Annotated in this window: 13 protein-coding genes and 1 pseudogene; 6 read left to right on the plus strand and 8 right to left on the minus strand. The window is 48.1% G+C overall.

The features are described 5' to 3' along the window. Positions 1–4: 4 nt before the first annotated feature. A complete protein-coding gene (serS, locus tag AC0L4K_RS08955) occupies positions 5–1,276 on the plus strand; it encodes a serine--tRNA ligase (protein ID WP_473269004.1) in 1,272 nt (423 codons plus the stop codon). A 556-nt stretch (positions 1,277–1,832) separates the two neighbouring features. Here the strand turns inward: serS and metH are convergent. Then, positions 1,833–5,549, minus strand: a complete 3,717-nt coding sequence (metH, locus tag AC0L4K_RS08960) for a methionine synthase (protein WP_473269005.1) — start codon at positions 5,547–5,549, stop codon at positions 1,833–1,835. Between the two features lie 463 nt (positions 5,550–6,012). Between metH and panD the strand changes: the two genes are divergently transcribed. From panD to AC0L4K_RS08975, 3 genes are all read left to right on the plus strand, one after another. After that, entirely contained in the window at positions 6,013–6,447 is a 435-nt protein-coding gene (panD, locus tag AC0L4K_RS08965; protein ID WP_417223309.1) for an aspartate 1-decarboxylase, read from the plus strand. 344 nt (positions 6,448–6,791) lie between these two features. Next, complete coding sequence (locus AC0L4K_RS08970; RefSeq protein WP_473269006.1) at positions 6,792–8,681, plus strand: propionyl-CoA synthetase; 1,890 nt, start codon at positions 6,792–6,794, stop codon at positions 8,679–8,681. Between the two features lie 188 nt (positions 8,682–8,869). Continuing rightward, complete coding sequence (locus AC0L4K_RS08975) at positions 8,870–9,352, plus strand: hypothetical protein (RefSeq protein ID WP_417223303.1); 483 nt, start codon at positions 8,870–8,872, stop codon at positions 9,350–9,352. Between the two features lie 51 nt (positions 9,353–9,403). Here the strand turns inward: AC0L4K_RS08975 and AC0L4K_RS08980 are convergent, their stop codons facing one another. Continuing rightward, positions 9,404–10,243: an SDR family oxidoreductase gene (locus tag AC0L4K_RS08980; protein ID WP_473269007.1), complete on the minus strand. Its 840-nt coding sequence runs from the start codon at positions 10,241–10,243 to the stop codon at positions 9,404–9,406. An 86-nt stretch (positions 10,244–10,329) separates the two neighbouring features. Then, positions 10,330–13,602 carry an EAL domain-containing protein gene (locus AC0L4K_RS08985; RefSeq protein WP_417223298.1) on the minus strand — a complete coding sequence of 1,091 codons (3,273 nt, stop codon included), beginning with the start codon at positions 13,600–13,602 and terminating at the stop codon, positions 10,330–10,332. A 340-nt stretch (positions 13,603–13,942) separates the two neighbouring features. Between AC0L4K_RS08985 and fahA the strand changes: the two genes are divergently transcribed. Beyond that, positions 13,943–15,253, plus strand: coding sequence for a fumarylacetoacetase (gene fahA, locus AC0L4K_RS08990; RefSeq protein ID WP_417223295.1), 1,311 nt, complete (start codon positions 13,943–13,945; stop codon positions 15,251–15,253). A gap of 113 nt (positions 15,254–15,366) precedes the next feature. Here the strand turns inward: fahA and AC0L4K_RS08995 are convergent, their stop codons facing one another. Together AC0L4K_RS08995 and AC0L4K_RS09000 are read right to left on the minus strand one after the other, a co-directional pair. Next, the gene (locus AC0L4K_RS08995) at positions 15,367–15,537 is read right to left on the minus strand and encodes a hypothetical protein (RefSeq protein ID WP_417223292.1); all 171 of its coding nucleotides are present in this window, start codon (positions 15,535–15,537) and stop codon (positions 15,367–15,369) included. 44 nt (positions 15,538–15,581) lie between these two features. Beyond that, on the minus strand, positions 15,582–16,670 hold the full coding sequence (locus tag AC0L4K_RS09000; protein WP_473269008.1) for a site-2 protease family protein: 1,089 nt from the start codon (positions 16,668–16,670) through the stop codon (positions 15,582–15,584). A 317-nt stretch (positions 16,671–16,987) separates the two neighbouring features. Here AC0L4K_RS09000 and AC0L4K_RS09005 point away from each other — a divergent pair, with 317 nt between their 5' ends. After that, positions 16,988–18,628: a fatty acid--CoA ligase gene (locus AC0L4K_RS09005; RefSeq protein ID WP_473269009.1), complete on the plus strand. Its 1,641-nt coding sequence runs from the start codon at positions 16,988–16,990 to the stop codon at positions 18,626–18,628. A gap of 100 nt (positions 18,629–18,728) precedes the next feature. Here the strand turns inward: AC0L4K_RS09005 and AC0L4K_RS09010 are convergent. From AC0L4K_RS09010 to AC0L4K_RS09020, 3 genes and pseudogenes are all read right to left on the minus strand, one after another. Then, positions 18,729–19,230 (minus strand): annotated as a pseudogene (locus AC0L4K_RS09010) (IS5 family transposase); the annotation flags it as partial. Then, the gene (locus AC0L4K_RS09015) at positions 19,231–19,713 is read right to left on the minus strand and encodes a cupin domain-containing protein (protein WP_473269011.1); all 483 of its coding nucleotides are present in this window, start codon (positions 19,711–19,713) and stop codon (positions 19,231–19,233) included. A gap of 135 nt (positions 19,714–19,848) precedes the next feature. Next, on the minus strand, positions 19,849–20,184 hold the full coding sequence (locus AC0L4K_RS09020; protein ID WP_473269012.1) for a cupin domain-containing protein: 336 nt from the start codon (positions 20,182–20,184) through the stop codon (positions 19,849–19,851). Positions 20,185–20,728: the final 544 nt, after the last annotated feature.

The raw sequence follows: 20,728 nt of genomic DNA on the forward strand, positions 1-20,728 counted from the left end.
CATCATGCTAGATCCTAAATTTATCCGTTCAAACCCGGAAGAAGTGGCGCAGCTACTAACGAAAAAGGGTTATAAGTTCCCAGTAGACGAGTTTAATGCGCTGGAAAATCAGCGTCGTGACGTACAGGTTGAAGCCGAGCGTTTACAAAATGAGCGTAATACGCGTTCCAAGAATATCGGCAAGGCAAAAGCGGCCGGTGAAGATATCGCACCACTACTCGCTGAAGTGAGTACCCTTGGTGAACAACTCGATGCCGCCAAAGAGCAATTAAAGATTGTTCAAGAGCAGATGGACGCATTGCTGATGGGGATGCCAAACCTTCCCCATGAGTCCGTGCCTGCTGGCCTGACGGAAGACGATAATATCGAAATTCGTAAATGGGGCGAGCCGACCCAACTAGATTTTGAAGCCAAAGACCACGTTGATCTTGGCGAGCAGAACGGCGGTTTGGATTTCGCAACGGCGGCCAAAATCACCGGTGCTCGTTTTGCGGTACTGCGCGGCGGTATCGCCCGGATGCACCGTGCGCTGATTCAGTTTATGCTCGATACCCATACGGCTAAGCATGGCTATGAAGAGACTTACGTCCCTTATCTGGTCAATGCAGATTCTTTGCGTGGTACCGGTCAGCTGCCTAAGTTCGAAGAAGATCTGTTTAAGGTCCCAGGTGAGCGCGATTATTACCTGATCCCTACAGCGGAAGTGCCGGTCACCAATATTGTCCGTGACGAAATTATTGATGCCGCCGATATGCCGCTAAGATTTGTTGCCCATACTCCTTGTTTCCGGAGTGAGGCGGGCAGTCATGGTCGCGATACCCGCGGTATGATCCGTCAGCACCAGTTTGAAAAAGTTGAATTGGTGCACATTGTTGAACCGACTAAATCTTGGGAAGCACTGGAAGAATTGATCGGTAATGCAGAGAAAATTCTGCAGATGCTGAACCTGCCTTACCGTGTCGTGACCCTCTGTGGCGGCGACTTAGGCTTCAGTGCAGCGAAAACATACGACATTGAAGTTTGGTTGCCCGGCCAGCAGAAATACCGTGAGATCTCCTCATGCAGTAATATGGAGGACTTCCAAGCACGGCGGATGATGGCTCGCTGGCGTAACCGGGAAACCGGTAAGCCTGAGTTGGTGCACACACTGAACGGTTCTGGTTTGGCGGTGGGGCGTACACTAGTCGCGATTTTGGAAAACTATCAGACAGCCGATGGCCATGTGAAAGTGCCGGAAGTGTTGCTGCCTTACATGGGTGGCATTACCGAGCTGTAATTAACGCCTTAAAATATAGCCATTAAGCACTTACTTTTAAGTGCTTGGCTAGATAGAAAAAGCCTCTACACAACTGCTAGACAATGCAGTTGGTAGGGGCTTTTTTGTGGCTTTTAATTTTATTCATAATATCGAGGCCCAAAGGTAGCGATCGACGTCTTGTCGCGATTGAAGGCGGCGTGAGGGCACGCCACTTACAGAGGGAGTGGGTGCCGTAGGCTAGACATATCGCCGCCAGAGGCGGCTCCTACATGAGCATTTAGCGTGTGGTTAAGGCTAAATGTGGGAGCCTTTTCTAAGGGGGATGAAACTTATTCGTCAGGGACGTTTTTGATAATCAGGAAAATAGATACTCGAAAGAATCCAATGTAGCGAACGACGTCTCGTCGCGATTGAAGGTTGTCGGCGTGAGGGAGCGCCACCTACAGAAGGGTTGGGTGCCTTAGGCTAGACATATCGCCGCCAGAGGCGGCTCCTGCATGAGCATTTAGCGCTGTGTTAAGGCTAATTGTAGGAGCCCCTTCTAGGGGCGATAAGGAGGGTATGGTGCTCGGTTTTAGCTGTCGTCTGGCTCATAGCCGAGGTTAGGGGATAACCAACGCTCAGCTTCGGCTTTTTCCATGCCGGTACGTTTGGCATAGGATTCCAACTGATCTTCACCGATTTTAGCGACGCCAAAATACTGCGATTCGGGGTGGCTGAAATACCAGCCACTCACGGATGAGGTGGGTAGCATGGCAAAACTGTCGGTGATGGTCATGCCGATACGGTTTTCAACGTCTAATAGCTCCCACAGCCGTGCTTTTTCGGTATGTTCAGGGCAGGCGGGATAGCCTGGGGCTGGGCGAATCCCTTGATATTTTTCTCTAATCAAGGCGTCGTTATCCAGCGTTTCATCGGCGGCATAGCCCCAGAACTCACGGCGGATGCGAGCATGCATATATTCAGCAAGGGCTTCGGCTAGACGGTCGGCTAGAGCTTTAACCATGATGCTGTGGTAGTCATCGTGATCCGCTTCATAGGCATCGATCATCACCTGATCACCAAAGCCGGTGCTGACGGCGAAGGCGCCGAAGTAATCGGCTTTGCCGCTGTCTTTTGGCGCGATAAAGTCAGTTAGGCACATATTCGCCTTACCTTCGGTTTTTTCGACCTGCTGACGTAGATGGTGCAAGGTCATCAGCACTTCTGAACGGCTATCATCGGTATAGAGTTCGATATCATCGTGATCGATGCTGTTAGCAGGGAATAGGCCAATCACGGCGCGCGCTTCCAGCTTCTTATTATCGATGATGTCGTTGAGCATCTCTTGAGCGTCGGCGAACAGTTTGGTCGCTTCTTCGCCAATAATCTCGTCGGTAAGAATGCGGGGATAACGGCCGGCTAGCTCCCAAGAGTGGAAGAAGGGGGTCCAGTCGATATAGTCCCGTAGCTCGTTTAGGTCGATATGTTCAAATGACTGAATACCGAGCTGCGCTGGCACCGGTGGGGTATAGCTGGCCCAATCAATTTTGAATTTGTTAGAGCGAGCTTGAATCAGTGATACCCGACGTGCCTGACTCTGACGGTCGGCATAGCGTTGCCGAACCGCGGCGTAATCATCCTGTATCTCTTTCACATAGGCGGCCTTACGGTCAGCGGAGAGCAGGGTACTGGCAACATTAACCGCACGGGAGGCATTGGTGACATGCACCACCTGATCCCGCTTGTAGGCTTTGTCGATTTTAACCGCCGTATGAGCTTTTGAGGTGGTGGCACCACCGATCATCAGTGGAATATCAAAGCCTTGACGTTCCATCTCTTTGGCGACGTGCACCATCTCATCGAGAGATGGGGTGATTAGGCCGGAGAGGCCAATAATATCGACATTCTCTTCCCGGGCGGTGCGCAGGATTTTTTCAGCGGGCACCATTACACCGAGATCAATAATCTCGTAGTTATTACATTGCAGTACCACACCCACAATGTTTTTACCGATATCATGGACATCACCTTTTACCGTGGCCATCAAAATTTTACCGGCGGTTTCGCTGGCCGCACCGGCTTTTTCGGCTTCGATAAAGGGCATCAGGTAGGCGACCGCTTTTTTCATCACGCGGGCGGATTTGACTACCTGAGGCAAAAACATCTTGCCGGCACCAAACAGGTCACCGACTACCCCCATACCGTCCATCAATGGGCCTTCAATCACTTGGATCGGACGCTCAAACTGATGCCGGCACTCTTCAACATCTTCATCGATATATTCGGCGATCCCTTTAACCAAGGAGTGCGATAGGCGCTCGGTAACGGGTAGGCTGCGCCATTCCTGGGTTTTTTCTTCGACTTGGGCACCATCACCGCGGTATTTCTCGGCAATCTCCAAGAGATTTTCGGTAGCCTCGTCAGAGGTATTCATAATGACAGCTTCAACGGCTACACGCAGCTCTTCAGGCAGGTCATCGTAGATGGCCAGCTGTCCGGCATTGACGATCCCCATATCCATACCTTGCTGAATCGCATGGTAGAGGAATACGCAGTGGATCGCTTCACGTACTGGATTGTTACCCCGGAAAGAAAATGACACGTTGGATACGCCGCCGGAGATCATGGCATAGGGCAGGTTCTTTTTAATCCAGCCGGTGGCACGGATAAAGTCCACCGCATAGTTGTTATGCTCATCAATGCCGGTCGCAACGGCAAAGATATTGGGGTCGAAGATGATATCTTCCGGCGGGAAACCGACTTTCTCGGTCAGTACTTTGTAAGAGCGGGCGCAGATCTGTGTTTTCCGTTCTTCAGTATCGGCCTGACCATCTTCATCAAACGCCATTACCACCACCGCAGCACCATAGCGGCGTAGCAGGTTGGCCTGATAGATAAACTTCTCTTCACCCTCTTTGAGGCTGATCGAGTTAACGATACCTTTACCCTGAATGCATTTCAGGCCGGCTTCGATTACTTCCCATTTAGAGGAGTCGATCATAATCGGCACACGGGAGATATCCGGTTCGGAGGCAATCAAGGTAAGGAAGCGCACCATCGCGGCTTCGGCATCCAGCATCCCCTCATCCATATTGATATCGATAATTTGGGCGCCGTTCTCTACTTGCTGTCGGGCAACATCAAGGGCTGTCTCGTAATCGCCTTCTTTAATCAGCCGCTTAAACATTGCCGAACCGGTGACGTTGGTACGTTCACCCACGTTAACAAAGAGGGTATCTTGATTGATATTTTGTGGTTCAAGGCCGGATAGGCGGCATTCAATTGGAATGTCGGGGATTGATCGAGGCGAGGATTCATTCGCAGCCTTGCCCATCGCGGTGATATGCGCCGGAGTGGTGCCACAACAACCGCCGATAATGTTCAGGAAGCCTGCCTGAGCCCACTCACGGATCTCTGCAGCCATCTGTCTTGGCGTTTCGTCATAGCCACCAAAGGCGTTCGGCAATCCGGCGTTCGGGTGAGCAGACACATAGGTATTGGCAATACGGGAAAGCTCTTCCACATATTGGCGCAGTTCCTTTGGCCCTAGGGCGCAGTTAAGGCCGATAGACAGTGGCTTAATATGGCGAACCGAGTTCCAAAACGCTTCGGTGGTTTGGCCAGAGAGTGTACGACCAGACGCATCGGTAATGGTGCCGGAGATCATTACCGGTAGACGCAGTTGGTGATCTTCAAAATATTGGTCAACGGCGAAGATCGCCGCTTTAGCATTCAGGGTGTCAAAGATGGTTTCGATCAGAATAATATCGGCACCACCATTTACTAAGCCATCGATGGATTCGGTATAGGCTTCGACAAGCTGATCGAAGCTGACATTACGAAACCCTGGGTCGTTAACATCGGGCGAGATAGAGCAGGTTCGGTTGGTGGGACCTAAAACACCGGCGACATAGCGAGGTCTGTCTGGCGTTTCTGCGGTAATCTGGTCCGCCACTTCGCGGGCTAGCTGTGCCGCCACCAAGTTAATCTCATGGCTGAGGGATTCCATTGAGTAATCAGCCATCGCAATCGAGGTGGCGTTAAAGGTGTTGGTCTCAATGATATCCGCGCCCGCTTCAAGATAAGCGCGATGGATACTGCTAATAATCTTAGGTTGGGTCAGTACTAACAGATCATTATTACCTTGCAGATCGGTATTCCAATCAGCAAAGCGGTCACCGCGAAAATCAGCCTCATTCAGTTTGTGGTCCTGAATCATTGTGCCCATGCCGCCGTCAAGAACGAGGATGCGTTCTGCCATGGCGTGTTTAAGCTGCTCGGTCTTGTCTGTCTGAATTACTGCTACCACGGTAAAAACCTATTATAACCTGTTGTAAAGGCGGCTATTTTATAGGAATTATTTAGCTTTTGGGTGACTTAGCTTCATATCGTCATGAAAATCATTGAGGTTAATCGTTTTGATGGGTAATTGAAGGCCGTAGGCTAGCCTCAATGTTAAATTTCTCGAGTCGTTGTGGGGTTAGGGTCTTAATTTTTCCAAAATTACGAGTACAATGGCGATCGCCTATAGGTAAGTTAATTTATAACTTAACTTTATATAATTGTTACCTATGGATTGTCTAATCATACGGGTATCTAAATTAAGTGACTAAATACGGTTATTTAATTCAGATGACCTCGTCATCACAGACATTTAGGTTTGCTGTCGGTAACGATCGTCTTAACGAGACGCCGACAGGGATAGGCTGAAATAATTTTCAGTCTGTGTGTACGCCCGGACTATCCGGCCAATTTAAGATTCAGGTCATACTATGTTGCAAACATTCTTAAAAGCTAAGCTGCATCGCGTTACCACTACCCACGCGGAGCTTTATTATGAAGGCTCATGTGCCATCGATGGCGTTTTGCTTGAGCGTTCCGGGATTAAAGAGTACGAACAGATTCATATCTATAACATTAACAATGGTGAGCGTTTTACCACCTACGCGATTCGCGCCGAAGACAATAGCGGTATTATTTCCGTTAATGGAGCGGCGGCACATCGAGCCTCCAAAGGTGACCTGCTGATTATCTGCTCATACGTACAACTCGATGAGCAAGAAGCGGAAGGGTTTAAACCTACCCTGTGTTACTTTGAGAACGCCAAGAACGAAAATGACGCTCATCGGGTCACCCAAGAAGAGCTTTATCAGCGCAATGTAATGACCGGGATTAAAAACAGCATTAAGGTACAGAGCAGCGATTGATATCGCTGCTGTTAATGTTGTTTTGTTTTTCAATAAACCGCCTTTGGGCGGTTTTTTTGGGCTTTTTTGAGGCAAGGTTCGTTAAATCACAGCGTCAGGATTGTCGACAATTGATTTAGATCAGTATTTTTAATGGCATAAAAAACCCGTAAAACAGCGTATTACCGGTTTCTATCTTCTGTATCGTAGACAATATAGCCTTTTGTAGTAGTTTCATTTACCCGTATCTCAGTTAGAGTGTGCCTCAAGTGGTCAACACCTGCGCATCACCTTGATCGGTCTATATTTAGCAGGTGCTGCCGGTCTGACACATATAATAAAGGTTACCGCAAAGGGTCAGTGCTATGTCATATAAAGAAGAATACCGAAAATCGATCGAAACGCCGGAAGCGTTCTGGGCAGAGAAGGCTGAAGCGATTAAGTGGTTTAAGACGCCTAAGACTATCCTGAGCAAGGATGAAAATGGTATTGACCGTTGGTTTGCCGATGGTGAAATGAACACAGCTTATCTGGCACTGGATTACCATGTTGAAAGTGGTCGCGGTGATCAAGATGCGTTGATCTATGATTCTCCCGTTACCGATACTAAGCAGCGTTACACCTATACACAGTTGCGCGATGCGGTAGCTAAATTTGCCGGCGTACTGAAAGCGCAGGGCGTAGGAAAAGGTGATCGAGTGGTCATCTATATGCCGATGATCGCGGAGTCTGTGATTGCGATGCTGGCGGTTGCCCGCCTTGGTGCTATTCATTCAGTGGTGTTTGGTGGTTTTGCGCCCCATGAATTGGCGGTGCGGATCGATGATGCCGAACCTAAGGTGGTCGTTACATCGTCTTGCGGTATCGAGATTGAAAAAGTCATTGCCTACAAGCCATTATTAGATGAGGCAATCGAAAAGTCGGCTCATAAACCCGATAGCTGCATTGTCTTCCAGCGCCCACAGGTTAAGGCTGAGATGATGGCAGGCCGAGATATTGATTGGGCTGAGGCGGTAGTAAATGCTGAACCTGCTGATTGCACCCCAGTTAAAGCGACGGATCCGCTGTATATCCTCTACACGTCAGGCACCACCGGTAAGCCGAAAGGGGTAGTACGTGATAATGGTGGCCATGCGGTTGCCCTGAAATACAGTATGAAAGCGATCTATAACATGGAACCCGGCGAAGTGTTCTGGGCAGCGTCGGATGTTGGTTGGGTAGTCGGACACTCCTATATTGTTTATGGCCCGCTACTGGCCGGTTGCACCACGGTGGTATATGAAGGCAAACCGATCAGAACACCGGATGCTGGCGCTTTCTGGCGTGTGTGTAATGAATATAGCGTAAAAGCCTTGTTTGCTGCGCCCACCGCTTTCCGTGCTATCAAGAAAGAAGACCCAGACTCTGAACTGCTTAAAGCCTATGACCTCAGTAAGTTGGAAACCGTCTTTATGGCTGGCGAGCGTCTTGATCCACCGACTTATCACTGGACTAAAGAAACCCTCGGTAAGCCGGTCATCGATCACTGGTGGCAGACCGAAACCGGCTGGGCAATCTGTGGCAACCTAACCGGTATTGAGATGCTAGAACCGAAACCGGGTTCTTCCACTGTGCCGGTCAGTGGCTTTAATATTCAGATTCTCGATCATGAAGGGAATGAACTGCCGAATGGCGAGCAGGGCAATATAGCCATTAAACTGCCGTTGCCTCCGAGCTGCTTACCCACCGTTTGGGGTGATTTTGAACGTTTCCGCACTGGCTATCTGTCGGAGTTCCCAGGGTATTACTGCTCTGGCGATGGAGGCTATAAAGATGATGATGGCTATGTCTTCATTATGGGGCGTACCGATGATGTGATTAATGTCGCCGGGCACCGCTTGTCGACCGGTGAGATGGAGGAGATCGTTGCGGATCATCCATCGGTGGCCGAGTGTGCCGTGATTGGCATTAATGATCCTCTCAAAGGACAACAGCCAATCGGTTTGGTGTTATTGAAGAATGGTGTTGAAACCGACGAAGCCCAGATTGAGGCTGAACTGGTGGCGATGGTGCGTAAAGAGATCGGGGCCGTCGCTTGTTTTAGACGTGCGATTGTCGTGCAGCGTTTGCCGAAAACTCGCTCCGGTAAGATTCTGCGTAAATTGCTACGCCAGATCGCCGATGGCCAAGATTACAGTGTGCCTTCAACCATTGATGATCCGGCATCACTGCCCGAGATTCAGGAGATCATGGGACGCAATGGCTTAGTTAGCTAATTCATCCCGCTCGAATACCTTTATTAACGACTTTAAGGCAGCCCTCGGGCTGCCTTTCTCGTACTCGGCTAAAAAGGTGATACCGTGCGTTAAAGAATAGATGTCATCGGTGGATTCGATTAAGCTGGCAGCAAGCTTGGTTGGGCACAATAGCCACTCCTAAGCTGTCGATCTGTCAAAGGGATCCTATGCGACATAAAAACGTTTTACCACTGTGTGCATTGATTATGTCTCTCTCGGCTGTCGTGGAAGCCAGCGATGCGATGATGTTTAATCAGAAAAACCTGTATGGTCACTGGAATTGCCAGCATGCGATGGCCGATAGCAATACCCAGATGAAAATAGACTACAGTATCAATTATCTCGCCAATGGACAGTCCAATGGCAGCGGTACTTTATTACTTAAACTGCCTAACTTTCCCGAAATGGAGTACGGCGTGTCCAATCGTTCAACTTGGAAAGTGATCAACGGATCGTTGATTTTGTCGTCCACCGAGTTGAAGTTGGTTAACAGAAGTCACCCGGAACTCGACAGTATTCTTAATTTAGAAAGTATGATCCCGCAGAAAAATCAAGAATCATCCACCATCATTGAGCTAACGCCAAGCAAATTGATCGCCCGGTCTGACGCCTACGGTGGCGTTTATAGCTGCGCTAAAGTGAAAGGTTAGTCGCCGGACGCTAGCGTTAGGCCCGCGATGAAAGCGGGCCGAAAGACGGTTTCAGTTTTCGAAGGAGGAGGCTTTTATCAATACCCAATCGAGCATACGGGTAGGTAAAATGCGGCGCAAAAAACCGAATAGGTAGGTAGGAAAGGTAACATAGTAACGGGCTTTAGGCCGTTTGCTTTCCAGCGCATGAATGACTTTGTCTAGCACCGCCTCTGGCCCGAGTGTAAACAGATCATCACCGGTATCTTCCTTGCTTAACCGTTGTAATACTCTCTTGTAGGTCTTACGGAAGGGGCTGGCATCGACATCAATATTCGCCTTGAAGGCCTTTAAGCCGTTTGCTCTAAATTGACTCTTAACCGGGCCGGGCTCGATCAGTGAGAGGTAAATACCGGTGCCGGTGAGTTCTTGTCGCAGGGTATCGGAATAGCCTTCAAGGGCAAACTTACTGGTATTGTAAGCCCCTCGGTAGCGCATGGCGATAAGGCCCAATACTGAACTATTTTGAATAATCCGGCCATAGCCTTGGCGACGCATCAGTGGCAGTACTCGGCAATTGAGTTCATGCCAGCCGAGTAGATTGATTTCGAGCTGTTGGCGCAATACATCTCGGCTGAGATCTTCAATCGCGCCGGGTTGTCCATAGGCACCATTATTAAACAGGGCAAACAGTTCACCGCCGGTTTCGGCTTCAACCCAATCCATCGCCTGTTGAATCGAGTCAGAGTGTTCTAGATCAAGCTGAATGGCTTCGAGGCCTTGTTGCTTCAGATGATCAACACCTTCTTGCTGCCGGGCGCTGGCAATCACACGATAACCCCGTTGGCGCAAGCCGATAGCAACATGGTGACCAATGCCGCTGGAACATCCGGTAATCAATATGGTTTTCATAGGCCTATCTGTTCGTTTCATCGATGAAGGGTTGAGGCGTCCGAAAGAACGCCAAATCGTACTGTTTAAAAGGTTAAGGGCTTTACTCACGTGAGGCTAGTTTTTTTCAGTAATGCGAGAAACTCATCTTCGGGCACGCCTCTGCTAAACAAAAATCCCTGGGCGTAACGGCAGCCCTCATCTATTAAGAACTGCCGTTGCTCTTCTGTTTCCATGCCTTCGGCGATAACCTCGAGGCCGAGACTGTTAGACAGTGCGATAACCGCTCGGGCAATTGCCTTATCATTACTGTCTTCTGGGATATCACGAATAAAGGAGTGATCGATCTTTAGGCGGTCCAACGGGAGTTTTTTTAGGTAACTGAGAGAGGAGTAGCCGGTACCAAAATCATCGATGGCCAGCCGGATACCCATCTCACGGATCTGTTTTAGCTCTTTTCCTGCCCGGGTAGCGTTGTTCATAATGACCCCCTCGGTAATTTCCAGCTCGATCATTGCGCTGCTGCATTGATTGCGCTCAAGGATGGCCGCGACCTCTGTCGCCAGCGTATTACTACCAAAATGACGCGCGGACAGGTTAACCGATATTCGTGGCACCTGATAGCCGGCTGTTTGCCATTCGACAATATTGCGACACACCGTATCCAACACCCAATGGTCGATCATCTTAATCATGCCGGTTTTTTCGGCGAGGGGGATAAAACGGTCAGGGGGAATGATACCCATTTGTGGGTCTTTCCACCGAATAAGCGCCTCGGCACCAATAATACGGTTATCCGTGATATCAATTTGGGGCTGATAATGCAGTACAAACTGCTCATGTTCGATGGCATTGCGCATCGCACCAACCATTAATATCCGCTCAAATGCCTGATCGGTCATCTCTTGGGTGTAAAACTCATAGCGGTTTTTACCCGCCGCTTTGGCGCGATACATTGCGGTATCGGCATTGCGGATGAGGTCTTCCGGCTGGTCGGCGTCATCAGGGAATAGGCTGATACCAATACTAAGACTGACATGCAGCTGCTGCTCATCCAAAATGATTGGCTCATTGAACGCGATCAGCAAGTTTTGTGCAATCAGACTGGCATCTTCGGGTTGTTGAATATCTTCGATAATAATGGTGAACTCATCGCCGCCTAAGCGGGAGATAGTGTCGTACTCACGGACATGCTGTTTCAGCCGTTCGGACACCTTGATCAGTAACTGATCCCCGAGGTTATGACCAAAGCTGTCATTAATCTCTTTAAATTCGTCTAAATCAATAAACAACAGACCAATCATTTTTTTGCTGCGTTTGGCGTGCCGTAGCGCTTGTTTTAATCGATCACCGAAGAGTAGCCTGTTAGGCAGTTTGGTTAAGGGGTCGTGATGGGCCAGAAAATCGAGACTTTTCTCTTTTTCCTGCAGTGATTTTTGGATGGCTATATGGTCGGTAATGTCCCGACTGGACTCAACCAGCCCGGTCACATTTCCTTCAGCGTCATAGAGTGGACTGGCCATCAACTCGAAGATTCGGGTTTCGCCGTCCTTCATTTGGTGTTCGTGTATCCGGGTGGTGGGGTGGCGGCTTGTAATCACATCTTTTAGTGGGCAAATCGCGCAGGGGCTATCACTATTTTTTACGCTGCCATAACAGGGTTTATCCTCTTGCTGAAGGCAATGGTAATAGTAATCGTTGGCGGCTCGGTTTGATTTAACGACTTGATAGTTGTTATCAATAACCATTACCGGATCGCCAATGCAATCGAGCACAGCCTGGAGAAAGTCACTCTCTTGGCGGGACTTTTGTTCCGCTTGTTTACGTTCGGTTATATCTCGAACGGTCGACAGTACGACTTCTTCGCCATTAGCATCGAGCAGAATCGAACTGATCTCAACCGGCACCTTAAGTCCATCTGCAGTGATATGCACCGACTCAAAGACACTGCCTTTTTTATTGGATCGAACAATCTGCAGAATGCCTTTCCAGCTGTCAAAATCTTGGTGACGATCGCTGAAAGCAGTAACAGGTGTGCCCAGTAGTTGCTCTCGTTTATAGCCTAAATAATCACAACTGGCCTGATTAAGATCGATTATTTTGGCGGTTTTTGCATCAATCACAAACAGGGCATCGTTACTGCGATCAACCAGCTCGCGAAACATTTCCAGCTGCGAGTCGAGTTTATGCTTTTCAGTCAGATTGGTGAGCAAGCAGTGGGTCTGTAAAAACTGCTGGTCGTTATCATAAACAACCTGACCATCGAGCTGAATATCGAGTCGATTTCCTTTTTTTGTTAGCAGCCGATAGTGCACATTTTCGATATGCCCAGCCTCTTTAAACTGAGCAAAGCCGAGTTTAAATTTTTCTTCTTGTCCCTCCTCGAGCAGCTTGCTGAAGGGCTCGCCAACAACGTCGACTTCGTCGTAGCCGGTCATTGCTCGCCAACAGGCGTTCACTTCAATCAGGTTGCCGTAGGCATCCAGTGACTGATAGGCCAAGGGAGAGCTTTCAAAAAAACCGTGATAATGTTCCGCTTTATGTTTGCTGATCAGCAGTTGTTGGTTGAGGGTCTCCAATGCGTTACGCATCACTTTAATAAAATGATTTTGCAGCCGGTCGGCCAAATGCTGGCGGGTTAACAGTCCAACAATACGGTTATTGTTATCACTGACCAATAAGCGGCGAACCCTTTTGGCTTGCATCATTTTGCGGGCGTCTAACAATGAAGCATCGGCGCGCACGGTTTCTACCGGGCTGCTCATATATTGGCTAACCGGCGTGTTATTCAGATTAATTTTATCATCGATCAGGCGGACAACATCCCGCTCGGTTAAGATACCATCCGCACGGTGTCCTTCGCCCACCACGATACTGCTGATCTTCTTTTCATTCATGAGCGCGAACGCTTGCCGCAAACTAGCATCAGGGGAGACAAACAGGATCACTCGCTCCATGATGGCATCGACATGTTTTACTTCGGCAAGATATTCAAACCCTAGGTGCTGTACAAAGTCGGTTTCGGTGGCGATACCTCTAAGACTACCGTCCGGATTAATGACCACGATATGACGCAGGCTCTCTCGCTGCATCAGTTCATAGGCCTGTTGAAATTCGCAATCGCCGGGCAGGGTTTTAACCGGTGTTGTCATGACTTGAGCGGCGGTCATCTGGCCGAGGTTTTGATCACCTATGCTCACCAGTCGGAGGATATCTTTTTCGGTGATAATGCCTAAGGGTTCTCCAGCATCAATGATCACCATTGAACTGACATCCGATTTACGCATTCTATGTAACACACTGAGCGCAGCATCCGTGGGGCTAGCGTGTAAAACCTCGAGGCTACAAATATTATCGAGGGTGACGAGTGATTCAGACATGTTGACTTAATCCTTGTTCCCGCTTCCTTGCTATACCGCTTGTTCGGGATGATGCCAGCGCATCCATTGTTTGATTGAGCCATCCTAAACTAAGGAAGCACTCGGATTTATTAACCTAGCATAGTATAGGGTTATTAGTGGCGGTAAAGTCCCCATTTCGTGGAATCTTAACTCATTGTTTACTCATTGGAAATAATGTATTTATCCCTAGTGCCTTGCAGCTCATCGAGCTTCTGTTACCGTACCGCTAGATAATAAAAATAACATCAGACTTTTTGTTGTGCCTGCGTAACGGTGCCTCTGATGATTAAGAATAGCTGAGAATATCTGAGAGTGAACTATGCCTGTATTGAATGAAACGCATCATCCTGATCTACGTAGCTGGGTTAGCTCCGCCAATCACGCCAATGCTGATTTTCCGATTCAAAACCTACCTTTTGCCGAGTTTAGACGCAAAGGCAGCAATGAAGCCTTTCGTGGGGGTGTTGCCATTGGTGATCAGGTGTTAGATCTGGCAGCCGTTAATGGTTTGTTCTCAGGTGATGCGGCACTTGGCGCAGCCGCCTGTGCTGCGCCAAGCCTAAACCACTTTATGTCATTGGGTGCACCGGTATGGTCGGCATTACGCTTGGCGCTGTCTCGGGCGCTGCGTGAAGGTGCCGCAGAGCAGGGGGCTTTAGCAGACAGTTTGATAGCTCAAGCCGATGTAGAGTATAGCTTGCCCTGCCAGATCGGCGATTACACTGACTTTTATACCTCGGTATTTCATGCCACCCGCGTGGGCAGTCTGTTCCGCCCGGATAACCCACTACTACCGAACTATAAATGGGTGCCGATCGGTTATCATGGTCGTAGCTCTTCGATCGATGTATCGGGCCAGACTTTCCGTCGACCTCAGGGGCAAACTAAAGCGCCGGAAGCTGAAGCGCCGAGCCTAAATGCCTGCAAACGATTGGACTATGAACTCGAAGTGGGTATCTATATTGGTAAGGGCAATGCGTTAGGTGAGCCTGTTGCACTCGATGATACCGATGAGCATGTGTTCGGGTATTGCCTGTTTAATGACTGGTCTGCCCGTGATATACAGGCTTGGGAATATCAGCCGCTAGGGCCTTTCCTGGCGAAAAACTTTGCTTCCACGGTCTCTCCTTGGATTGTAACTAATGAAGCGCTGCTGCCTTATCGTACTGAATTTAAGCGCGATGCGGCGGACCCTCAGCCACTACCGTATCTAACCTCAGAAAAAAACACACAGCAAGGTGCCTTGGATATTCAGTTGGAGGTGCTGTTACAAACTGAACAGATGCGTAACCAGCATGAAGCGCCGACACCGCTATCTGCGTCGAACTTTGTCTATTCTTATTGGACTGTGGCGCAGATGGTGGCACATCACACTGTCAATGGCTGTAATCTTCGCCCGGGGGATTTCTTTGGTTCGGGCACACAATCAGGCCCAGAGCATACACAGGGTGGCTCTTTGCTAGAACTGAGTCGTGGCGGCAAGGAAGCAATTAGTTTACCTAACGGTGAACAGCGTACGTTCTTAGAAGATGGTGATACGGTAGTGATGCGTGGTTACTGTCAACAGCCAGGCGGTGCCCGTATTGGCTTTGGTGAGGTTGCCAGCACTGTGCTGCCGGCTAAGGCCTAACAGTTATTACGTTTTAATCCGAGGCTGCAAAGGCTTAAAGGATAGGGAGATGATGCATCAACCCAAGACAGCGAGATTTGTCTTGGGTTGATGGGCTAAGCTGCTTACTTAGCTTATTTCTTAGGTTTCTTTTTAAAGAGGTTCAATAGTTTCTTTTTCGGGTCATGCTCTTCAGTGGGCAGCGCTTTTTCAAACTTGTTTTTCATATCCGTCAACTGCTTTTCTTTGCGCTTATGGCGCAGATCATCCCGCTTGCTATTGATATCGACTATTTTATCGCTCATATACACGACTCTTTTGGCAGCTTTGTTGGAAGTGATACCGCAGTTTAGCTTTGCAATATCTTAAGTGGAAGCCCCAGCAGCGCATCGCCCATGCCGTGAAAATACCAAATGATCGCCACCAAGCCGCCTACGGTAAGGATATACCACAGTGCCGACACGGCCTGACCATACCGGTCTAACGGCAATAGCAGGCTGTGATGTCGTCCACGCCACTCAAAAAACACCTCGACGCTACCAATAATCAACAAAAAGCCCAGCAGCGCTAAACCAAAGTGATAACTGAGCCAGATGCCTGCCCCGGCTGCTGCTCCGCAAAGCAGTAGTCCAAGCAGTGAATTCATCGAGAAGGCGATGCTCTTGAGGATGTGCCCGCCATCCAATGGCAGAATCGGCAGCAGGTTAAACAGGTTTAGCAGAGCATTGAAGGCGCTTAATCCGGCAAAAAACATCGAACCGGTCACCCAGTAAGCCACTAGACTGAGTAGCGATAAACCAAAGCCAAAAAATGGCCCCATCATCGAAATGCAGACATCCTGCCAGCGAGTATTAATGCGCGCATCACTCAGCGCCAATCCACCGACGAATGGAATGAGATAGATTCCTTTGGTCTTCATGCCGAAGTGTTTCATCGCACGAATATGACCATACTCATGTACCACGAGGCAGAAGATCAGAGCCAGTGCAAAGGGCAGGGAAAAAAACCAAGAATACGCGGCCAAACTGGCACCGGCCATAACCACTTTGATGATCTTGGCGCTTTTCAGCAGTTTTAGCCCTAACGCACCGAGCCCAATAATGCTGAAGGCGCGCTTTTCTTGGCGTATTGGCCCTTGCGGCACCTGCTTTTCCATCTCTTCACGACCATGTTCACCACTGCTGATCAGTTTTTCACCCATATAGAAACGGTAGCTGATGTGCACTGGATCCCACTGTATCTCGGTTTCTAATCGACAGGGCAGTGCTTCACCCTGCTGATTTTGCAGTTCAAAATGATGTTCACTGACACCATCAAAATCGCCAGCCGCATCGCGTCGGGACACCGGGGTATTGTTCCAATACAGCAGCTGCCAGCCCGCCATTGAGCCTTCAAGCCGCAAGCTATGGCCCTGACAATCAAGATTAAGTAGTTCCACATCGATTCCTTAAAATAGTTACCGGCGCATGGTTGCATAACTTGATGGCAGTTTAAAGCGCCTTGTTGCTCTACTTGCCGTTATAAAAAGAAGAGCCTGCACAAACAGAGTGTTGCAGCCTAGCACCTCGTGATTGGATATCGAGGGCTTTAATGTTTGCCTAAGATGAATGGCGGTTGTCTGCTTCGGTATAACGCTGTAATTTATGTCTCAATGAATTAAACAGATCGCTATTTTGTTATCTGATGAGTGGGTTTGAAAACTCGGCTTGTGTCCATCAAACCTCTGCAGAACATTCATAACCTCAAGGTGAATCCATGCAAACAAAAATAATTAAACCTGCAGCCAATGCACACGACTTCCCACTATTAATCAAAAGCCTGTTGTTATCCGGCAAACGCTTTCAGCCTGACAATGAGATCGTCTACAGTGATGTGATTCGCTATGACTACCGCACCCTCTATAAGCGTATCTGCAAGCTAGCAAACGTACTCACCGAGGCGGGTGTTAAAGCGGGGGACACGGTTGCGGTGATGGACTGGGACAGCCACCGTTATCTGGAAAGTTATTTTGCCGTACCGATGATTGGTGCGGTTTTGCATCATGTGAATATTCGTTTGAGTGTCGATCAGATCGGCTACACCATGAATCATGCGGAAGATAACCTCGTCTTACTGCATGACGATTTCAATGTTATTGCCGAGCAGCTGTCCGATCAATTGCCGAGTGTGCGGGGTTATATCCGCCTCAGTGATGATCAGCAGCCATCCCCCACAAGCCTAAATATGGTGGGGGAATACGAAGCGTTGCTCGCCGATGCGTCCGATGAGTATGACTTTCCTGATTTTGATGAGAACTCCGTCGCCACTCTGTTCTATACTACCGGCACCACCGGAAACCCGAAAGGGGTCTATTTCAGTCATCGACAACTGGTGCTGCACACCTTAAACGGTGCAACCACGCTCGGTTCGTTTGACGGTCAGCCGCTGCTACGCTCCGATGATGTCTATATGCCGATGACGCCGATGTTCCATGTGCATGCCTGGGGCGTACCTTATATCGCCACCATGCTCGGTGTTAAACAGGTGTATTCCGGCCGTTACGACCCTAATAAACTGCTGCGGTTATACCGAGAGGAAGGGGTGACCTTCTCCCACGGTGTGCCAACTGTGCTACAGATGATTCTTAACTGTGATGAGACTGAAGCGACCGATATGAGCGGTTGGAAACTATTGACCGGTGGTAGTGCCGCGACGCCGGCACTGGCACAACAGATGGTAGATCAAGGCATCCTGCTGTTCACGGCTTATGGTATGTCCGAAACCTGTCCACTGGTGAGTGCCATTTTCCTCAAGCCTTCTGAACGTGAACTAGAACTCAGTGAGCAGGTACCGTTGCGAATTAAAGCCGGTGTGCCAATCGGCTTGGTGGATCTCAAAATCGTTGATCCTGAAGGTAACGATGTCGCTCATGACGGCGATGCGGTGGGCGAGATTGTGGTGCGTTCACCATGGTTGACCCAAGGCTATTATAAAGAGGCAGCCAAAGGGGAAGAGCTTTGGGAAAATGGTTGGTTGCATACTGGTGATGTGGCTTCTATCGACAAAGATTACGTTATCCAGATCAAAGACCGCATTAAAGATGTGATCAAAACCGGGGGTGAGTGGATCTCATCATTGGAGCTGGAAAACCTGATCAGTCAATATCCCGCCGTATCTGAGGTTGCCGTTGTCGGTGTGCCTGATGAAAAATGGGGCGAGCGTCCTTATGCCTTAGTGGTGCCGAAGGCGGGAGAAGAGCTTAATGGTGCAGCGATTCAGCAACACCTGCAGCAATATGTCGACAGCGGTCATATTAATAAATGGGCCGTGCCGCAGGATATTAAAGTGGTTAGCGATATACCTAAAACCAGCGTCGGCAAGATCAATAAGAAAGTGATTCGTACCCAAGTGGAATAACAATATAGCCGCAGATAATGGCAAGGGGCTTTCAATATGAACGAAAGGGGGCTTTAAGTTCCCTTTTATCATTTTTTATAATGAGTATTTACGACCAACGCTTCTTGATCTCACGCACCTTTCCCGTTGCTCTGCAATGTAGCAATCAGCGTTAACTTTGTGCAGCTCTGAACGCTTTTCTTTGCCTCGGTATCCCGCATCAGCAAAAATAAAACCCTCGTTTCGATGCAAAAGATTTCCTGCTTGGTTGAGGTCATATTCCTTCGCGGCCGTTATGGTGAAGCTATGTGTAGTACCCGTACGGGCATCAACACCGATATGCGCCTTCATTCCAAAATGCCACGCACTGCCTTTTTAGTTTGGTGTATCTCAGGATCACATTTTCCTGCTTTGTTCTTCGTCGAGGCGCCTCAATGATTATCGCATCAACAAGAGTTCCTGCCTTTAAAAGAACGCCTGCTTCCGTCAGCCACTGATTAACCTCCTTGAATAACTTTTGAGCTAATCCTTTTCGTTCCAGTAAATGACGGAAGTTCATGATGGTTGTGTGGTGAGGAATAGCTTTCCAAAGACAGCCCAGTAAACAGACGCATGGAAGCAATTTATATCTTTTTGCCAGCATTTGGCTCTATAATATTATCTATATCAACAAGATTCCATGCCATGTTTCTTTGACGATAAATACGTTTATTTAAATTTGGATAATCACCCACATCATGCTCCAGACGTTGACCAACTACTATACACTTTAAGGTTGAATCTCCAGTATTTCTAAGAGCGTGAGCCTCTCCGCCTGCTCGATATCCTATATAGTCGCCTGCCTTCACAGAATAATTCTTATTTCCTATCTGAGCGTCAGCTACACCATCGAGAATATAAATACACTCATCTTCATGATAGTGTTTATGAAACTCTGTAGACTCATAGCCAGGCTGTATTTCAATGATATGAAATCCAAATCCAGTTAAACCCGTTAGATCTCCAAGAGATTTGTTAGTCCGTTTTGCATTCTTATTGAGAAAATGTGATTTTGATATTCCTTCAAGTTGTTCAATCTCTTCTTTGGTAACAAGATATTTATCCATTACTTCCTCCAGGTACATAAAGCAGCGCTTACCGGGGAGTTAGTTTGTGCTTTGTCTGTAATACTTCCTTTTTAGTAAAAACGGCGACAACAGCATCAGCCCCGAGTCAAATGTGTATTATGTTCATTCTTAATATTATAAATTTGGTTTTCCGCCAGCCTCATTTGACGTAATATTTAACCCTACGATTAAGAACTCTACTTCGCTATCTGCGATGGGTCGATGTTCAACACCTCTTGGAATTATAAGCATATCGTCTTCATATAACTCTACGCTCGCCTCTTTAAACTGGATAGTTAAATAGCCTTTATAAATAATAAACAATTCATCTTGGTCATCATGTTTATGCCAATTGGTTGCTCCAAGTCCTTTTGCAACTTTAAACAGTTGACCGTTCGCTTTTCCAATCGTTCTCTGAGACCAATGTTCTTTAATAGAGGCTAGTTCTTTTCGTATATTAACCTTCTTCATTAACGAGTTCCTTTTTAATATTAGTAGAATGTCTATTTGGCGGATAACGCGACTATCTAAGTGTATACTTGATATAGAAAGCTTCTATCGAGCGCAGCTATTCTTAGTTTTTTTAACGTTGCTTCTCAAAGAACAATAATTGCTCCTCGTTTAAATCTGATCATATCACCTACCGACTCAACAGGTCATATAATATGACTATTTAATATCTTTTCCCAAACTTCTAAGCTGAGTCTGATTAATAAAGCGAAGCGATAACCTGATTGTCTGATTATAATGGCTGTATTTGTAGCACGCAATAACCGACACTACAACTGTCCGATCAATTGCTTATATCCACCCAATGATGATCAGCAGACGACAGCATTGATAGGCAGCGCCCTGGCTTTCAAAGAGATATCTCGTGTCGATCAAACCAGTCAATCTGTCCGATAAGGCAATAAAATCTGAGCTGATATCGCTTTTTAATAGGTCTATATAACCAAAAGTCAAAAACTGTATCCTAGATATATAAGCTAACCCTATAGTCTACATAGACTAGCTA

The sequence above is a fragment of the Amphritea sp. GJ51-11 genome (assembly GCF_055808735.1).

Excerpts from the sequence above, each read along its gene's own strand:
- AC0L4K_RS08980 (WP_473269007.1), bottom strand. The coding sequence starts at position 10,243 with ATGAAAACCATATTGATTACCGGATGTTCCAGCGGCATTGGTCACCAT.
- AC0L4K_RS09015 (WP_473269011.1), bottom strand. The coding sequence starts at position 19,713 with ATGGATAAATATCTTGTTACCAAAGAAGAGATTGAACAACTTGAAGGA.
- AC0L4K_RS09020 (WP_473269012.1), bottom strand. The coding sequence starts at position 20,184 with ATGAAGAAGGTTAATATACGAAAAGAACTAGCCTCTATTAAAGAACAT.
- AC0L4K_RS08970 (WP_473269006.1), top strand. The coding sequence starts at position 6,792 with ATGTCATATAAAGAAGAATACCGAAAATCGATCGAAACGCCGGAAGCG.
- AC0L4K_RS08995 (WP_417223292.1), bottom strand. The coding sequence starts at position 15,537 with ATGAGCGATAAAATAGTCGATATCAATAGCAAGCGGGATGATCTGCGC.
- AC0L4K_RS09005 (WP_473269009.1), top strand. The coding sequence starts at position 16,988 with ATGCAAACAAAAATAATTAAACCTGCAGCCAATGCACACGACTTCCCA.
- AC0L4K_RS08975 (WP_417223303.1), top strand. The coding sequence starts at position 8,870 with ATGCGACATAAAAACGTTTTACCACTGTGTGCATTGATTATGTCTCTC.
- fahA (WP_417223295.1), top strand. The coding sequence starts at position 13,943 with ATGCCTGTATTGAATGAAACGCATCATCCTGATCTACGTAGCTGGGTT.
- AC0L4K_RS08985 (WP_417223298.1), bottom strand. The coding sequence starts at position 13,602 with ATGTCTGAATCACTCGTCACCCTCGATAATATTTGTAGCCTCGAGGTT.
- panD (WP_417223309.1), top strand. The coding sequence starts at position 6,013 with ATGTTGCAAACATTCTTAAAAGCTAAGCTGCATCGCGTTACCACTACC.
- serS (WP_473269004.1), top strand. The coding sequence starts at position 5 with ATGCTAGATCCTAAATTTATCCGTTCAAACCCGGAAGAAGTGGCGCAG.